Here is a 15,564-nt window from a genome sequence, read left to right on the forward strand (position 1 = left end):
CCCAAAGCAGGGCTCGGTCGACTTGAGCGTCCGCAACGCTATCGCCGGCTCATGCCGGCCATCACCGCTGCCGCCCGCAAGCCGTTCTCGGATGCAAGTTCACAGGCAACCGTGGGGCCTGGGGCATAATCGTTGAGAAAACTGTCGGCGGCCAGCATCAGCGCGAGTGCCCCCCCGGCGGCTCCGATGTCGCCGATCGTCATGGCCGGATAGGCGGTAGGCAGCCTTTCGCGGCGGGTGCGATAGAAGCGGGGCCGTGCAATCAGTTGCTCCAGGCCGCTATAGCGCTCGCCATTGCTGTTGCTGATGACGAAATCGATGTCGGGCTCGGAGCGACCAGATCCCGTCACCGCATCGCGCAGGGCGCCGAGAAAGGCACGGCCCTGGCTGTAGCGTTCCGACAGCACACTGTCTTTTTCCCGGGCGATGCCAATGCCGTGGATGGCGGCATGGACACGCGCCTTTCCTTCCAAGCTGCGGGTCAGCCGGACAAAGGCCGCCGCCTCGCCCGGAACAAGGCCCTGTGCGTTGTCTTCGCCCTTCAGCCGTCCAGCCTGTCCCAGTCGCGCCAGATCCGTATCGTTGACGAGACTGTCGACGCCACCGAGCAGAACTTGCTCGACACCTTGCTGTTCCATGATTTCCAAGGCGTGTTCAAGCAGGCCAATGCTTGCGGCCGCGCCGCCGTCGGTTGCGCGCGAAGCGGCATGAAAGCGCTGCCCAGTGGCCTTGATGACCGCAGCGAGGAACTCAGATGGCGCAATATCCTGATAGGCCGGGTGTTTACGAAAGCTTTCGGGTGGGGTGAGCAGGATAGCGGTCGCTTCCGAGGTGCGTGTCCCCGTGAGGAGCGCTTCGTTTGCGGCACGTGAGGCCAAGTTGATCAGCCACGCGCCCTCGGTTCGTCGTAGTTGATGATGCGTGGGAATGCGCGCGACGATCTGAACAGCGCCGAAAGGTTCGGCCAGGGTCATTTCCTCGAAAGCCGAAAGGCTTGCCCTGATGGCGGCCAGTGTCTGCCTGGCATTGAGCCCGGCAGCGGTCACCGCGCCACCGCCCACGACATAGAGTGGCCGTTTCATGGCTGCCAAACCGGCTGGCCGCGCAGCGTGCCATCACCGCCGAGCGGATTCAGATAGGCTTTGCGCTTGCGCACTGCGCTGAGGAGAACCGGCGAGACATGACCGAAAACGATCTCGCGCAGGGCAGGGGCGTTGCGCTTCGTGACAAGGGAAAGGCGTGCTTTCAGAGATACGCGCCACAGATCAGGCTCGATGATCACGGTATCGGCGTGGAAAACGTGTTCCTCGACGCGGTCGTCATACACCAATCGTATCGGCGCCACGATGCGAGGCAGCCGGAAATCCCACCGTCCGGTAGCGGTGAGGCCAACCAGCGAAACGGTCTCGCGGCCGCTAAATTGCGGCAAGTGCTGGTCGGGCGCGGTACAGAGATTGTATCGCGGGTCGAAATCCACCGGCGGCAAGGGCCATTGCGTGTCGATCCATGCCTGGTCGTAGGTTCCGGCATAGCCGATGCGTGGCTGCCAGCCGCGACCCAGCGCGCCAAATCCGGCAGGCTTAGGCCGATCGGAAGGGCTGAGGAAAGGTTCTCCCGGATAGGTGACATTGGGCGCCTGCGTCTTGACCGCCGGATCGGCCGACCGGGCATGATGAAAACCGACACCGACCGGATTGCGCAGTTCCATCTTCCCATCCGGCGTGGTGCCACCATAGGCGCGTTCGTAAACGATCGGCATGGCTCTGAACGGATGCGGAGCGCTGTAGCTGCCGGCGTCGTAGATGCGGTCCCCGACAACATTCAGCACTTTGCGAACGCTGCCGATACTTAAGCCCACTTGCATTTCGCGGACCGGCTTGCCATTCGGCGCATGCGCTGTGCCGTTCAGGATCACTTCGGCAGCAGGTTTCGCCGGCACGATATCAGCCTCGTAGCGGTTGGAAGAGAGAGCGGGATCGCCGAAAGGCACATCGCCAAGCGTCACAGGCAGCTGCTCATCCGCGGGCTTCAGTTCGGCATTTTGACCGGGCGCTTCGAAGCTCGCGGAAAACATTGCCAGCAACACTTCCTGGCCCTCCGCATTCAACTGCACGTGGGTGGCGGCGGCGAAAGGTGTACGGTTCTCCAGCCAGACGTCAAAGGCCATGGTTCAACACCACTCACCTTTCTCATCGATCCCGATCGGCCAGTAGGGCATGCACGCGATCAACCTGACGAGATCGGTTTCGCCCGCCTCGATCAGCCATTTGAGCAGCAGTTTCTCGGGCGCAACCGCCTGGGTGGCTTTGACCGACTTGTTTACGCGATCGCATTCCATCCAATAGCCCCGAACGGCCCAGACCACGTGAGGGTTGGATGCAGGCCCGGCGAGGCGATCATCGAAAGCTTCGGCAATCGCTTTCTTCTGGCTGAGGCCAAGGTCCTTCTGGGTCTCGATCGTATCTTCCCACCAGGCTTCCGCGATATCGTAGGCCAGCTTCAGATCGTTGACGTAGTCGGCAAACACTTGCCTGTGTTCCGGCGAAGCCTGTTCCAAAGAGATGTCGGCGAAGGACTGGCCACGCACGTCACCCGGCTGCGCCAGCAGCCTCTCTATACCGTCCTCGGTGTTGTACAGAGTGATCAGTGCCATGTCACACAGGGTCCTCATCCGGGGTCAGACCGACCGGCACGTAGCAGATGCCGTCGACAAGCTCGTAAATATCGGGCGCCAGCTCTTCTATGTCGTAGATCAACATCTCGGCGTGGTCGCCAATGTCGGCCCCCTCGTCGTCGTCATCGTCGTCGTCCTCGCCCCACATCTCCTCGGTAATATCGTCATTGTCGTCCTCATCGTCCTCCTCCTCATCCAGGATCGCCTCATCGTTCAGCGCCTCGATTTCGAAGTAGTATTTTCGGAAGACGGCAAGCGTGCGCGGATGGCCTGAAATGCCGGTTGGCCATCTGGTGAGCATGGTTTGCTCGCCCTTCAGGGCACACATACGTTTCCACCAGGCGCGAAGTTCGGGTGCGATGGCGCGCAACTCTGCCACGTAGCGGGTCTGAACGTCGTCGAGTGCAGCCATTTGGTTGTCCCTCTATGCGAAGTGCGATGCGTTCATGCGCTTGGAAAACGCCCTCGCTTTTGAACCCTGGCTTCGCTGGTGGCTGGTGCAGTGCGGCTTGACGGTTTCCGGTTTCGAGAAGTGCTTCTTGAACGCCGCCGCGCCCATGTGGCACCCGCCCATTTTCCAGGCGACCACCAGCGGCGGCTGGTGGTCGTGGATCATATAGTGCCCCTTGGTTTTCTGCTTGTTGATTTTGGCCTCGAGCCTGGCAATCCTGGTCTGCAGCTTCGCGCCGTTTGCCAGCCGCTTTTTCATGTTCGCCAGGTCGCGCTGGCATTCCCAGCAGACCTTGCCGTTTACCTTCTTGGCCTGTTTCGACTTCCGGCTCGGGCGATGCTTGCGGCCATTGTATTTGCGCGCGCATTTCCTCAAGCGGTCCCCCTTTGGGAGACTCTTGAAGAAATTCACCAACGCCGAACTGTCGATGCAGTTGGGCGGGTCGCTCATCTCGTTCTGGCCCATGGGATCGCCATGCCGGTCGACGCCCTTGCCCTCCACCTTCACGGTGAACGACCAAAGCTTGAACGCGCCCTTGCCCTTGATCTTGTGGGTTACGACTCCCGCGCCAAGACCTTGTGTGGCCGGCTCGTCGCCGGTGCTGGTGGCAACTTCCGAAGAGCTCTCCAGCGCGGTCGGATTGCCCTGGATCTTGACGCTCTTGCTGCCCTTGGTGAGATCGCTCGCCGACAGCATGTTGACATACGGAACCGGCACCGGGACGCCGGGTGGAGTAGGCGGCGACAGGCACACGTCGCCAGGCGCGATGCCCTTCCCATTGCTACCCTGGTGGAAGAAGCCCATGCCGTCGGCATAAACGCTGTTGCCCATGGTCAGCGTACCCCGACTTCAGTCCGTGCCGCGCGCATGGCCGGCAGGGCATTGGCCGCAAGATCATGGATGTCGGCGAATCTGAACTCCCTTACCTCCCAATCGTCGCTCCAGAACGCGATCCTCTGCATGTCTTCACCTGCTAAAGGCGCCTCCACTTCCTGAAGATAATCAGCCAGCCGCGATTGGGAGGAATGCTCCTCCACACAGCGTTGCAGCAGTTCAGCCACCGTATCGAACCAGGGATCGGCCGGCTCAGGCGGCGGGCCTAGCCGCACGACGGCAAAGGGGTAACGCCGCCCGACGCGATCCTCGCTCATGCGCCAGACACCGGCGCAGGGCTGGTCGCCGAAAATGCCGGCCTGGACGATGAAGCGCCACACGCGTGGATCAAGTTCTCCCTCATCCGGCCTCTCGCGCAGCTCCATCGACATCCAGCGGTCCCAGCGGTCGATGAAAGTCCGCGGCAGGTTTGCGGCGACGAAATCTCCGGTCGCCGGGATCTTGCCGAAAAAGCCGGTGTTCATATCTGCGGCGGACATGAGAATTTCTTGAACATCTGGAGGTTGTAGGGGTTCTCGACACTCGCCGCCTTGAGCTTGAAGTCGGCGTACATGCCTTTCGTTCCCAGCCGCAGGCTGTAGACATCGGACAGCGAGGTGCCGGTAAAGCGGCCGCCGCGCAGCATCCTCAGCCACGCCCAGCTGCCGGTCTCGTTGAGCATGATCTCGGGCGAGCCGTCGATCGGCTGGAAGGCGAGCGAGATGACGCCGGTTCCGTCCTTGCCGGGCCAGGTCATCGGCTGCGGCCGCGTCGCATTGTTGAAGTAGACCAGGCTCTGGCCGTCGAGATTGAGGGTGACGCGGGTGACGTTGGGCGACAGGTCCGTCGGCTCCAGCGTGAAGGCCATCACTGGACCTTGACCACCCGGGAAGAGATCGTCGCGAATGCGCCGCGCCTGCTCGAAGGCGGCAAGCGCGGACGGGTCGAGGCCGAAATCGGCGCGCCATTTCCACGGCTGCGCCGAGGTGTCGACATAGCTGATCAGATGGTCGTTGATGAAGGCGTCGATCATACCCGCCGGCCCGAACAGGCGGGCGAAGTCGCGCACGTTGACGTCGACGGCGCTGTCGGGGCTGAACGGATAGCGGTCGTTGAGCGCAGCCTGGCAGAAGGGCAGGATGTCGGCACGCCATATTGCGTTGAGCTCGGAGGCCACGGCTTTCTGCGTCAGCCCGCTGGTGTCGCCGGCAATGCCGCTCAGCCAGGTGTTGACCGGATCGGGCAGGATCTGCGCCTGCCTGGCGACGGCGCCGGTCAGCTCGGCAAGGCCGCCCTGTTTCTTGATCGCATCCTGCGGGTCGGGATTGGCGGTGACCGTCTGCAGCACGTTGGACAGCGCCGTCAGCGCCACCACCGCGGCGTCAAGCGCCGGCGGCTGGCCGTCGACCTCGGCAATCGTGCTCTTGAGCGGCTTGAAGTGCTCGGCCACCAGCGTGCCGGTCAGGTCGACCTCGCTGGCCGAGCCGGCTCGCGGCAACAGCTTGGCGCCTGTCTTGACGATCTTGCCCAGCTTGCCGAGTTTGCCCAGCAGTTTGGAGCCGCCCTTCGCCGCCGCCTTGTCGTCGGTCGCCGGCGCCTCGTCAGAGCGGGTAAGGTCGACCTCCTGGACGACGGCCGTCAACAGCCGCTTCAGCGCGGAATCGGCGCTGGAAAGGTCCTTCAGATTCTCGCTGGCAATGTTGAGGTCGCTCAGCGGCGCCAGCCGCATGTCACGCAGGAAACTGTCCCACTGCGCGATGTAGTCGTCATAGTAGAGCTTCAGAATGTCTTCCGACAGCGCCGACACGGACGTTTCGGAATTCTCCGAGCAGCCGCCGGCAAATACGGCGCGGTCGAGTGCTGCCTGGGCGGCGACGTCCTCGACCCGGTCGAGGATCGCATCGTGGAAACCGTCATAGGTAAAGGCGCCTGATATGCCGACACGCAGCGTCTTGTCGGAGCGTCGCGAAAACACCTTGGCGCCGTTCGGGCCGGCGAAATTGGCGGGGATCCATTCCTTCAATCCGGCCACCGCCGGGTCGGCCAGCAACTGCTTGTAGGCACGCGCCGGCAGCGAGATCGTGCACACCGTCTTCAACGCTTCGGCGACCAGCGCCTGGTCGGGCGCTATGTAGCTGTCGTCGACCGCCATGCGGCGGATCGCGGCCAGCTGGTGTTCTTCCGCATCGGCGGTCGGGAAGGGTGCGGCCGGTGCGAATTCGGGCAGGTCGTTCACCCACCAATTCTGCACGAAATCCGAATCCATCTGCGACAGGCCGGTCATCATGCGGTAGGTCTTGAGCGCGCCCAGCATGAAATCCGGATCGCGGATCTGCCGCCACATCGTCGCTTCCAGCAGCGCCACCATGCGCGGCTCGAGCACGTTGCGCAAAGCGTGGTCGTAGGTGTCGGCCTGCGCCCGCATCAGTTCGGCGGAAGCTGATGGCCCGAGCAGATCCTGCACCTTGTCGGGCGGCGCAGTCCTGGCATTGGCGACCTCATCCATGGCGTTGAGGGCAACGTCCATCGCCGGCTGCTGCACCGAGGCGGGCGTCGCGGCGGCCGACGTCAGCGGCGCTTGCAGCGCCTCGAACTGACCGGCCTGCGCGGCGATGGCGTTGCGGTTGTCGTAGTAGGACCAGGCGAACAGCGAACCGGCCAGGATAGCGGCGGCCGCGCAGGCAGCGGCGGCGCCGCGCCAGATCCAGCTGCGGCGGCGCTGCGCCAGCGGATCGAACGTGCCGAGCCCGGCCTCCTTGAAGATCACTTCGGTCAAAAGGTTCTTGAGGAAGAAACTGCGCTTCTCAAAACGCTGCGCCGGCATCGAACGCCGCGCCGGCAGGCCGAAGGAAGAGGCGAGTGCGGCGGTGAGCCGGTCGATCGGCGCGCCTTCCTGGGTCGCCGAGGTCAGATAGACGCCGCGCAGCCAGGCGGCTTCCTCGTAGCGGCTCTCGCCGAACATCGCCTCGACCAGCACCTGGATCGGCTCGGACAGGCTTTGCAGCTGGGCGGGAAAGCGGAAGATCTCCGCCCGCTCGGCGAGTTTGTCTTCGTCTTCCAGCCGCGGCACCAGCCGCTTTTCGAGCTCCCTCGAAAGCGTCGAGATTTCGCCCGCGATCGTCTTGGCGTCTACGCGCGCGTCGAGAGGGAAGGTCGTGCCCCAAACCTGTTCGCGCGCCTGCGTCGACAGGCCGCCGAAGAAAGCCTCGAAGCCTCTGATAAGATCGGCCTTGGTCAGCATGAGATAGACCGGCAGCCGGATTTCCAGCCGCTCCTCGAGCTCCGCCAGTCGCCTGCGAATCTTGCGGCCATGCGCCTTGACGGCTTCGTCTCCGTCCGAAAGCGCATCGATCCCAAGCGCGACGATAACGCCGTTCAGCGCGCGGCGGCCGCGGTGCTTCTTCAACAGGTCGAGGAAGCCCAGCCATTCAGCGGCGTCGACGTCGGGCTGGCTTTCTTGCTGCACATAGCGGCCGGCAGTGTCGATCATCACCGCGTTTTCGGAGAAGAACCAGTCGCAGTTGCGGGTGCCGCCGATCCCTTGCAGATCGTCGGTCAGGTCGATCGGAAAGTTGAGGCCGGACTGGCGCAAGGCCGTCGTCTTGCCGGTCGCCGGCGGGCCGACGATCACATACCACGGCATCTCGCGCAGGAATTTGCGGCCACCGAGCTTGCGCCGCTTCAGCTCGACCATGACGTCCTGGAATTTGGCGCCGACCGCGGCGACGTTCTCCTCACCGGGGCTGAGCCGCTTTTCTTCGACGGGTGCGGCAATCTCGGCGACGAACATGCGGTTGGCGCGGATCGCCCGGCGCTGCGCGACGATCAGCCAGATCAGCCAGAAGATCACCAGAAGCGCGATGATGACGATGCGCACCGTTTCCGTTGCCATCGGCACATAGTCGCCGACCCGCACGATCGGGCCGAATACCCAGATGATCAGCGACAGCAGCGCCAGCCCGATCAGCGTCCACAGGAAACGCGATGTCAGGACCGCCCAGAGGAAGCGCAGGATGAACATGTCACAGCCTCTTTTCGACCAGCACTTCGACGCGGCGGTTCAAGGCCCGCCCCTCGCGTGTGCCGTCGTCGGCGACAGGATCGGTCGCGGCGCGGCCTTCGGAGCGCACGCGATCCTTCGGCACGCCGTTCTGGATCAGTATGTCGGCAATCTCGGCGGCACGCGCCTCCGACAGCCGCTGGTTGGTCGACAGCGGATTGGTCTTCTGTAGCGGAATACCATCCGTGTGGCCGACCACGGTGATATCGCCGATCAGCTCCTGGTTTTCGAGGATCACCTTGGCGACCGAAGCTATGAGCGGATCGAAACCGTCGGTCAGCTGCGCGCGCGACGACTGGAAGAGTTCGGGGTTGGAGGCCTGGATGACCAGCCGCGCCAGCGAGACACTCTCGGTGCCGCTCAGCGCTTTCTTGAGCTCGTCCGGTGCCGCTGCCTGGAACTCCGGCAGCAGCGCGAAATCCACGGCCACCGGCGGCGGCGCGTCGACCTTCGGCGAGGCGCGGGTGACATCGGCGCGTGTCGGCGGCGGCAGTGCGCGCACCAGCGCCGAAAGCTCGACCGCCTGGCTGCTCAGGCCCATCGACAGGCCGACATGGATGGCTGTCGCGATCACTGCTGCGGCCGCCGCCATCACCCAGATCGGCACGATGAAGCGCTGCGGTTCGTCGGATGCGATCACGCCCTTCCAGTTGGGCGACAACGGTGCGCCTTCGGCGTCGTTGTCGCGCAGGAAACGCGCCGCCGCTACGCGGACGGCATTGAGCGAACGGTCGCCGGAGCGGCCGGGCACGCGGTATTTGCCGCGAAAGCCCAGCGCCATGCAGTGATATTGCAGCTCCAGCATTTCGCGGTCGCGGTTGGGATGGCGCTCGAGGTCTTCGAGGCGGGCGAAGAATTGCGCGCCTGCGTCGACGTCACCGCGCAGCATCACCACCAGCGGCTGGCGCGGCCAGGCGCTGGCGCCGCCCCAAGGCGTGTTCAACGCGAGGTCATCGAGCAGCGCCGCCACCAGCCAGGCGGCCTGGTCGGCGCGCTCGAGCGACGAGCCTTGCGCCATGGTGGCATCGCGGCAGCGCACGAGTTCATCGAGCAGCCTCGTGCGCAGCGCTTCCGGATTCTCCGGCGGCAGCGCGTTTTCCAGTTCGGGCGCAAATTCCAGCAAGGGTGAGAACGCGTTGACGAGAACGTTCGGATGCGCGCGCGAGGAACGCCTGGCTGTGACGCCCGATGCCGGCAGGGGCATGGCGCGCGGCGTCGGCGCTCCGCTCAGACGGATGCGCGTGCGCTCCCGATCCTCGGACAGTCCGAATGGATCGTCCCTGCTCATCATCTCACCTGTTGACCGAGTAGCAGTCGACCTGCGGTTCGCTGGGCAGCACGCCCGAAACGCCGATCACAAAGCCGGGCGCTTCGAGAAGCGAGGCCCAGTGCTCGCTTTTCTGGTCGAGTTCGAGGCACAGCCGGTCGCCGTCATAGGGAATTTCGCGCGGCTGCGAATGCAATGGCTTCAGCGGAATGCCGGGCAGGCGCGATTTCCACAGCCCTTCGAATTCGCTCGCCGAGCCGACCGTCGCCTGGTTGACGAAAATCTTGCGCAAGGCATCCTCCGACAGTTCGGAGCCGATCCGAACCACGATCCGGCTCGCCACCAGAAGCTTCGGGTTGTCGATGCGGATCTTCCACACATTGGTGGCATGCCGCATGACCGGCAGCGCGCGCGATTTCGGCTCGATGTAGCGCAGGCTGAGGATCAGCGAACGCAACGCGTCGGCCAGCGCCGAATAGGCCGGGCCCGGCGCCATGTGGTCGTAAACAGGCAGTTCGCCGAGCCGCCGCGCGCTCGAGCCGTAAGTCGCCATCGAGCCGGCGAGGCCGGCCAGCTCCATATAGACCTCGGCCGGATGGAACACGTCCTGCGCCAGCATGTGCGCCAGCCGCGGCCGCGCGGCGTTGACCAGATTGAGGATCAAAAGATCCTCGACGCTGCGCCCGGGGCCACCCAGCACCATCTTGCCATGCGCCTCGGCGATCTGGTCGAGGCCGGTGACCACCTCCTGCAGCAGGCGGCTGTACCAGGAGGCCGCGCCGATGACCAAGGTCGGCGGCAGGAAGGTGTCGTCGAGCGCCACCCCGCCATCGGCGCGCACGCCCTTGAGTTCGGCCACCGGCAGCGCGGTGTAGCCTCCGACCGCTGTACCCGGCGCCAGCAACTGCGCCTGCGGTCGTGCAATCTCGATTTCTTCGGGGTCGGAGCCGCCATGCACGGCGTCGCGCACCGACACGATCCGTCCGCGATAGCGCGCGCCAGACGGCTCGGCGTGCGCCGGGTCGAAGCCGACGCCGCCGGGTGGTTCGAGCGGCAGCGCGATCAGCACCGGTCCTGCGCCCATCTCCGGCGTCACCGCCAGCGGCCGCGGCGCATCCATCGTCTCGGGGATCGAGAACGGCGTCCCGTCGGGAAAGATGCCGCGCGCCGAAAGCACCGAAATCTGGCCGGCATCGAGCAGTGCCTGGTCGAGCGTCAGCGTTCGAAAGCCGAACGTGTGCAGATGCCCGGCCTGCAAGGCGCCGCGCACCGTCGCCTCGAAGAAGCGGTCCTGTTGCTGGAAATGCTGGGTGCGCAGGAAAAGCCCCTCCGACCACAGCACCCTGTTTGCATCGCTCATGCCGGCACTCTCTGCTTCCTGCTCATCACCTTGGTGCGGCTTTGCGGACTTTCGCCGCTAGGCGGAAATGCCGCCGCTGCCGAGCTTCACATTGACGGTGAACTTCGATCCCGGCGACACCGACTTGGTCGTGCGCCAGTTGCGTCCGGTGGGTTCCCTGATCAGCGCGACGAAGCCCAACGCCGCCACCTCGGGCTCGACCGTGATCGTCTTCGACGCGGTCTTGCCGGGTCCGACCGAAATCGTGTCGGAGCCAACGAGATCGGCGCCAAGTGCCGAGCCGGCACCGCCTTGCAGGGCGAAATAATCGGCAGAATTGAAGGCGCCAGTGCTCTTCAGACGCAGGATCATTACGGTAACCGGCCTGTCGCCACCGCCCGGTCCCGGGTTCATGCCGGCGCCGCCGGCAAGATTGACCGTTATGACGGACGGTTTCGGCGGGCCGCTCTGGCAAGCCGTCAGCAGTCCCGTCGCGCCCAAGGCAAGAATGAATTCGCGTCTGTCGATCATGTCCTAGTCCTCCTCATATGCGTCTCGAAAATCAGCGCCGATTTCGCCCAGAAAGCGCGTCTCGGCGCTGTGAGCGATTTCACTGTGGCGTTTCTGGTACAGTTCCCAGAGCTTGGCGCCGCGCCCGCCGGTCAGCAGATTGCCGATCGCAGAACTCGACTTCAGCTCCTGCTCGATCGCCGCCGGATCGAAGCGATCGATCATGCGCTTGAGTGCGCCCTGCACGCCGCGCCAGGCGCGAACGTGGTGCTGCGCCAGATCGCGCACCGCGTCCTGGATCGCCGCCTCGGCGCCTAGGAAACCGGGGCTGCGCTCGGCCAGGATGGTCACCAGCGCATCGTCGACCGAGGGCAGGAATTTGAGCGGGTTGACCTCGGATGCGCCAACCACGGTTTGGGCGACGCGGGCATTGCCCTTCTCTTCGGCGCGCTTGCGCAAAAGCTGCATCAGCCCTTCCATCATCAGCCTGTATTCGCGGCCGAATTTTTCCATATCGGCCACCGGGTCGCGGCCGGGAAAGTCGGCCTCGTCCATGCCCATGCCGCGCAGGAAAGCGGCGCGCAATTCCGCGTTCGACTGTCCGGCCGGCGGCCGCGCCGCGGCTTGCCGGACAGGAGCGCGCGGCGGCGGTGGAGACGGGGCTGGTGGTGGCTGCCGTGGCGATGGCTCGGCCGCGCGGACGGGCAGATCCCAAGGCGCGGGAGAGGGGGCAGGCGAGGGCGCATCGCTTCCGCCGCCATCCGTCACGCCGGCGTCGAGGCTGGTGGACTCGGCAGGGCCAAAACCAAACCCGTCATCAAAGGCCGGCGGCTTCTCGGAGCTGGATCTGTTCGGCTCTCTCGACAGCGGCGCGGAGTCGAGGCCGAAGGGGTCGTCGAACAGCGGCTTGCCGCCGCCTTTGTCGGTGGCGGCCTCCGGCGCCGGCGTCGCCACCGGGTCGAGGCTGAATGGATCGTCGAACGCCTGCGAGCTGCGTTCGTCGGAGCGCGCGCGCGCGAAAGCGCCGGGCACCGGCTTCTCGAACGGATCGGGCAGGTCGGCGGGTCGCGGCCGTCCCGGCTCTTCGTCGGTGATAGACGAAAAGAAATCGTCGCCGCCGAGGCTGACCGGCGCCCGTGATGCCGCCGGTCTGGCATCTGGCACCGAAGGCCTGGAGGCTGGCGCTTCGGTCGTCGCTGCCTGCAGGTCGACCCATACGACATAGTCGCCCAGCCGCAGCCGCATGCCGCTTTGCAGGCGCGCCGAATTTCCCGCGCCGAGCGGGCTGGCGGCATCGTCGATGAACAGCCCGCTGCTGGAGGTGTCGGTGACGAAATAGCCGCCCTGCTTGCTGGTGATCTTGCAGTGGGCGCGCGAGACGAACATGTCAGGATCGTTGATCTGCCAGTCGGCGTCGGCGCTGCGGCCGATCACCAGTTCACCCTCGTCCAGCCGGGCCTGCCGCGTGACTTGCGCGCGTGGTCCCTGTTCGAGCGTCAGCAGCAGGCTCATGCCGCCACCTCTTCCCGCCAGCCGACGATGGTCCGCAGCCGCATGTCGTCGGCATCTCCCCGCTCAGGATTGCGCGCCAGCCAGGTGGTGCGGGCGAGCTGGACGGTTCCGAGCTTCGCCGGCGGCACGGCCTTTGCCGCAAGCACGATCCTCAGATCGACATCGATGGTCTCGCCGATCAGGTCGCGCACCGCCTGCTTCAACAGCTTCAGCCGCTCGCCGCCCGGCAGGAAGGCCTTGTAGTCCTTGTAGCTCAGCGCCCCGATGCGCAGCTCGATCCGGCTTTGCCGGCTGAAGCTGCGCGGGCCGATGGTAGCGCTGCGGCCGAGCGTGGCGTAGCTGCCGGCAAGCCGCGTCTGCAACACCTTCGGGATGGTCAGCCAGGCGGCGACAAACTCCTTCAGCACCACCGGCACCTTGAAGGCTTCGGCCAGGAAAAGCGTCAGCCGCTCGGGGCCGTCGACTTGGGCAGCGAGCGAGGCGGCCTGGCGAAGCTTCACCGCGTCGAGTTCGGTATTCTGCGTACCCGGCAGACCGATGCCGGCCATCGCCTCCAGCATGGAGCGGACGCGGCCCCCGACCCCGCGTTCGACCTGCACCGCCGGATGCGCATCCGCCCAGGCGCGATAGTAGAGCGCGATCATCCTGTGCTGCAGGATGTTGACGAAATCGACGAAGGTCGTGTCGCTCGTCTGTCGTGCCTCGGCACCGGCATACCAGCGTTGCGACAGTCGATCGAGCACCCAGCGCGTCAGATGCAGCGGCATCGGCCCTTCGGGTCCGAGCAGGCCGAGATTGTTGACCGTAACGCGTGCCGGCGACTTGTCCGTCGGCTCGCGGAAATCCACCACGTCCTGCACCGCGAAGGACAGGCGCACATTCTGGCCGAGCCTTGCCGGCTCGCGGTCCGGCCGGCCGGAATGGCCGAACAGCCCGCCTTGCCGTTCCAGCCGGCGCAGCAGTTCGAAGAAGTCGAAACTCTCGGACAGGGTTGCGGCTCGCTCTAGATCAGGTAGCGATTGCCGGGCGTCATCGGCCATGGCACATCCTCCTGTTTCTGGAGCAAACGCGTGCGGGTGCGCACGAACCCATTAATGCCGGCATGACGGGCAAACAGCCGCGACAGCAGACCCGACAGCAGCAAGGTGCTTTGTCCTGCCAGCACCGACTGGTCGACATGCAGCGTCACTTCCGTGCCGCGGCCGAAACACATCGGTCCTTCGATCGCCAGCCTTTCGATCACCGCGCGCGAGTCGATGCGCACGATCGAGCGCACATTGCGGGCAAGCCCGGGATCGCCGCGCTCGGCATAGAGATCGAGCAGCGCGTGCAACGGATCGACGCCGCGGCCTTCCTTGGCCAGGCTGAGGAAGTTGAGCGCCAGCTGCGACACCAGCCGCCAGGCCAGGTCATCGGCGCGCGACTCGCCGTCAGCGCCGGCCGGCAGCGCTGCCGGAATGGCCGGCTGCGGCGACCGCAGCGCGCCGAGCAGCCGGACCGTCTCCACCGGGTCGCCGGCTTCCAGCGTCAGGGTCGGCGTGTCGTCGAGGATGGCCAGGTCGCGGTTCGTGCAAAGCGCCACGATGTCGACGCGCTTCAGCGGCCGGTTGGCCTGGCTGTGGACCGGGCGGGAGATCGCCAGGAAGACGTCGTCGCCGGCATAGGAGGTGCGCGTCACGCCTTGGCTGCGCTCGTCCTCGGTTGGCCGGCGCGGCCGCCGCTCGGTCGAGTACACCCAGCCGCTGCCACGGTTTTGTCCGAGGCTGAAGAGCTCCGGTATTTCCGCATCGGGACCTTCGGCGTCAGCATCTTCGACGCGAATGACCCGGTATATTTCAAAGTCGCGCGCTCGCGTGCGGTCGGCGTGCAGCACCTGCCGCGTCTTGCGCTGGTCGAGCTCGATGACGTTGCACTCGCGCTCGAAGAGATTGATGATCGGCGTCGCGAAAAGTTCGAAATCCGCCGGCGTCAGATCGGCGAGTTCGGGCACCGGACGCCTGAACAGAAAGACGATCTCGAGCCCCGCCTGGCATTTGCGCACCACCGGCTGCAAGCCGGTTACGCGCGCATAGTGGAAGCGCTCGGGCATCATGAAATATTCGCGCAGCAGGCGGTAGCCTTCGAAGGTCGGCCGCGTGCGCGGCATCATCGCCTCGGCATCGGCGATGCCCACCATCTCCGGCGCCGGCAGAGGCGACAGCGGATTGGTCTTGCCTTCAGGTCTTGCACCGACGCTGGAGCAGACGCCGAAGATCGCGTCGAACGTCAGCGGCGCCTTGGTGCGGTTGGCGAAGTAGAGGTCAAGCCGGTCGAGCGCCAGTTCGCCCAGTTGGACCTTTCCAATCGGAGCAAGCGTGATGCGCAGCGCCGCTTCGCCGGCCCTGCCGCCGATCGGGCCAATACCGGCGGCGGCAAGCGCACTGCGGTCCTGGAAATAGCCGACCGAACTGATCGCGATCGGGAACAGTGTCATGTCCTGTGCCGTGGTGAAGGTGCAGCGTGTCGACAGGCCGGCCTGTAGGCTGGAGACCAGCCGCGTGCCGCGCTTGACGACATGCCCGGCAAGCATGGTCTGCACCTGCTGGCCGGGCTTCAGCACCACCATAGCGGTGGCCGGCGCCGGCGTGACGAGATCGGGATAGAGCACGTCGAGGATGGCGCGCGAAAACCGCGAGCGTTCGGCGTCCACCTTCAGCCGCGTGCGCGCGGCGAGGAAGGCGACGCCGTCGAGCAGCCGCTCGACATAGGGATCGGGACACGGCACCGTATCCAGCGACAGATTGCGCGCGACAGCCGGATGCATGTCGGCGAACTCCGCCGCCAGCCCGCGTATGTGGGACAGTTCTTCCTCGTAATATTCTACGAAGACCCGGTCCAT

Annotated in this window: 13 protein-coding genes; all 13 read right to left on the minus strand. The window is 65.2% G+C overall.

Going from position 1 to position 15,564, the window contains the following annotated elements:
• Positions 1-38: 38 nt before the first annotated feature.
• The 13 genes from AC04SG_RS13735 to tssF are packed head-to-tail and all read right to left on the minus strand — an operon-like array spanning position 39 to position 15,564.
• Entirely contained in the window at positions 39-1,082 is a 1,044-nt protein-coding gene (locus AC04SG_RS13735; protein ID WP_488551474.1) for a hypothetical protein, read from the minus strand.
• Entirely contained in the window at positions 1,079-2,167 is a 1,089-nt protein-coding gene (locus AC04SG_RS13740) for a DUF2169 family type VI secretion system accessory protein (RefSeq protein ID WP_488551475.1), read from the minus strand. The genes AC04SG_RS13735 and AC04SG_RS13740 overlap by 4 nt, the downstream gene beginning before the upstream one ends.
• Before the next feature lie 3 nt (positions 2,168-2,170).
• On the minus strand, positions 2,171-2,653 hold the full coding sequence (locus tag AC04SG_RS13745) for a hypothetical protein (RefSeq protein WP_488551476.1): 483 nt from the start codon (positions 2,651-2,653) through the stop codon (positions 2,171-2,173).
• 1 nt (position 2,654) lies between these two features.
• Positions 2,655-3,086 carry a hypothetical protein gene (locus AC04SG_RS13750; protein ID WP_488551477.1) on the minus strand — a complete coding sequence of 144 codons (432 nt, stop codon included), beginning with the start codon at positions 3,084-3,086 and terminating at the stop codon, positions 2,655-2,657.
• A gap of 12 nt (positions 3,087-3,098) precedes the next feature.
• Positions 3,099-3,956 carry a DUF4150 domain-containing protein gene (locus tag AC04SG_RS13755; protein WP_488551478.1) on the minus strand — a complete coding sequence of 286 codons (858 nt, stop codon included), beginning with the start codon at positions 3,954-3,956 and terminating at the stop codon, positions 3,099-3,101.
• Between the two features lie 2 nt (positions 3,957-3,958).
• The gene (tagF, locus tag AC04SG_RS13760; protein ID WP_488551479.1) at positions 3,959-4,498 is read right to left on the minus strand and encodes a type VI secretion system-associated protein TagF; all 540 of its coding nucleotides are present in this window, start codon (positions 4,496-4,498) and stop codon (positions 3,959-3,961) included.
• Positions 4,480-8,019, minus strand: coding sequence for a type VI secretion system membrane subunit TssM (gene tssM, locus AC04SG_RS13765; RefSeq protein WP_488551480.1), 3,540 nt, complete (start codon positions 8,017-8,019; stop codon positions 4,480-4,482). Before tssM ends, tagF begins: the two co-directional genes overlap by 19 nt.
• A gap of 1 nt (position 8,020) precedes the next feature.
• On the minus strand, positions 8,021-9,346 hold the full coding sequence (icmH, locus tag AC04SG_RS13770; RefSeq protein WP_488551481.1) for a type IVB secretion system protein IcmH/DotU: 1,326 nt from the start codon (positions 9,344-9,346) through the stop codon (positions 8,021-8,023).
• Positions 9,347-9,350: 4 nt separating this feature from the next.
• Positions 9,351-10,685 carry a type VI secretion system baseplate subunit TssK gene (gene tssK, locus AC04SG_RS13775; RefSeq protein WP_488551482.1) on the minus strand — a complete coding sequence of 445 codons (1,335 nt, stop codon included), beginning with the start codon at positions 10,683-10,685 and terminating at the stop codon, positions 9,351-9,353.
• A gap of 57 nt (positions 10,686-10,742) precedes the next feature.
• Positions 10,743-11,195 carry a type VI secretion system lipoprotein TssJ gene (gene tssJ / locus AC04SG_RS13780; protein ID WP_488551483.1) on the minus strand — a complete coding sequence of 151 codons (453 nt, stop codon included), beginning with the start codon at positions 11,193-11,195 and terminating at the stop codon, positions 10,743-10,745.
• 3 nt (positions 11,196-11,198) lie between these two features.
• Complete coding sequence (gene tagH / locus AC04SG_RS13785; RefSeq protein ID WP_488551484.1) at positions 11,199-12,686, minus strand: type VI secretion system-associated FHA domain protein TagH; 1,488 nt, start codon at positions 12,684-12,686, stop codon at positions 11,199-11,201.
• Positions 12,683-13,726: a type VI secretion system baseplate subunit TssG gene (gene tssG, locus AC04SG_RS13790; RefSeq protein WP_488551485.1), complete on the minus strand. Its 1,044-nt coding sequence runs from the start codon at positions 13,724-13,726 to the stop codon at positions 12,683-12,685. The genes tagH and tssG overlap by 4 nt, the downstream gene beginning before the upstream one ends.
• Positions 13,690-15,564, minus strand: coding sequence for a type VI secretion system baseplate subunit TssF (gene tssF / locus AC04SG_RS13795; RefSeq protein ID WP_488551486.1), 1,875 nt, complete (start codon positions 15,562-15,564; stop codon positions 13,690-13,692). The genes tssG and tssF overlap by 37 nt, the downstream gene beginning before the upstream one ends.

It is taken from the genome of Mesorhizobium sp. CNPSo 4684 (assembly GCF_057784315.1).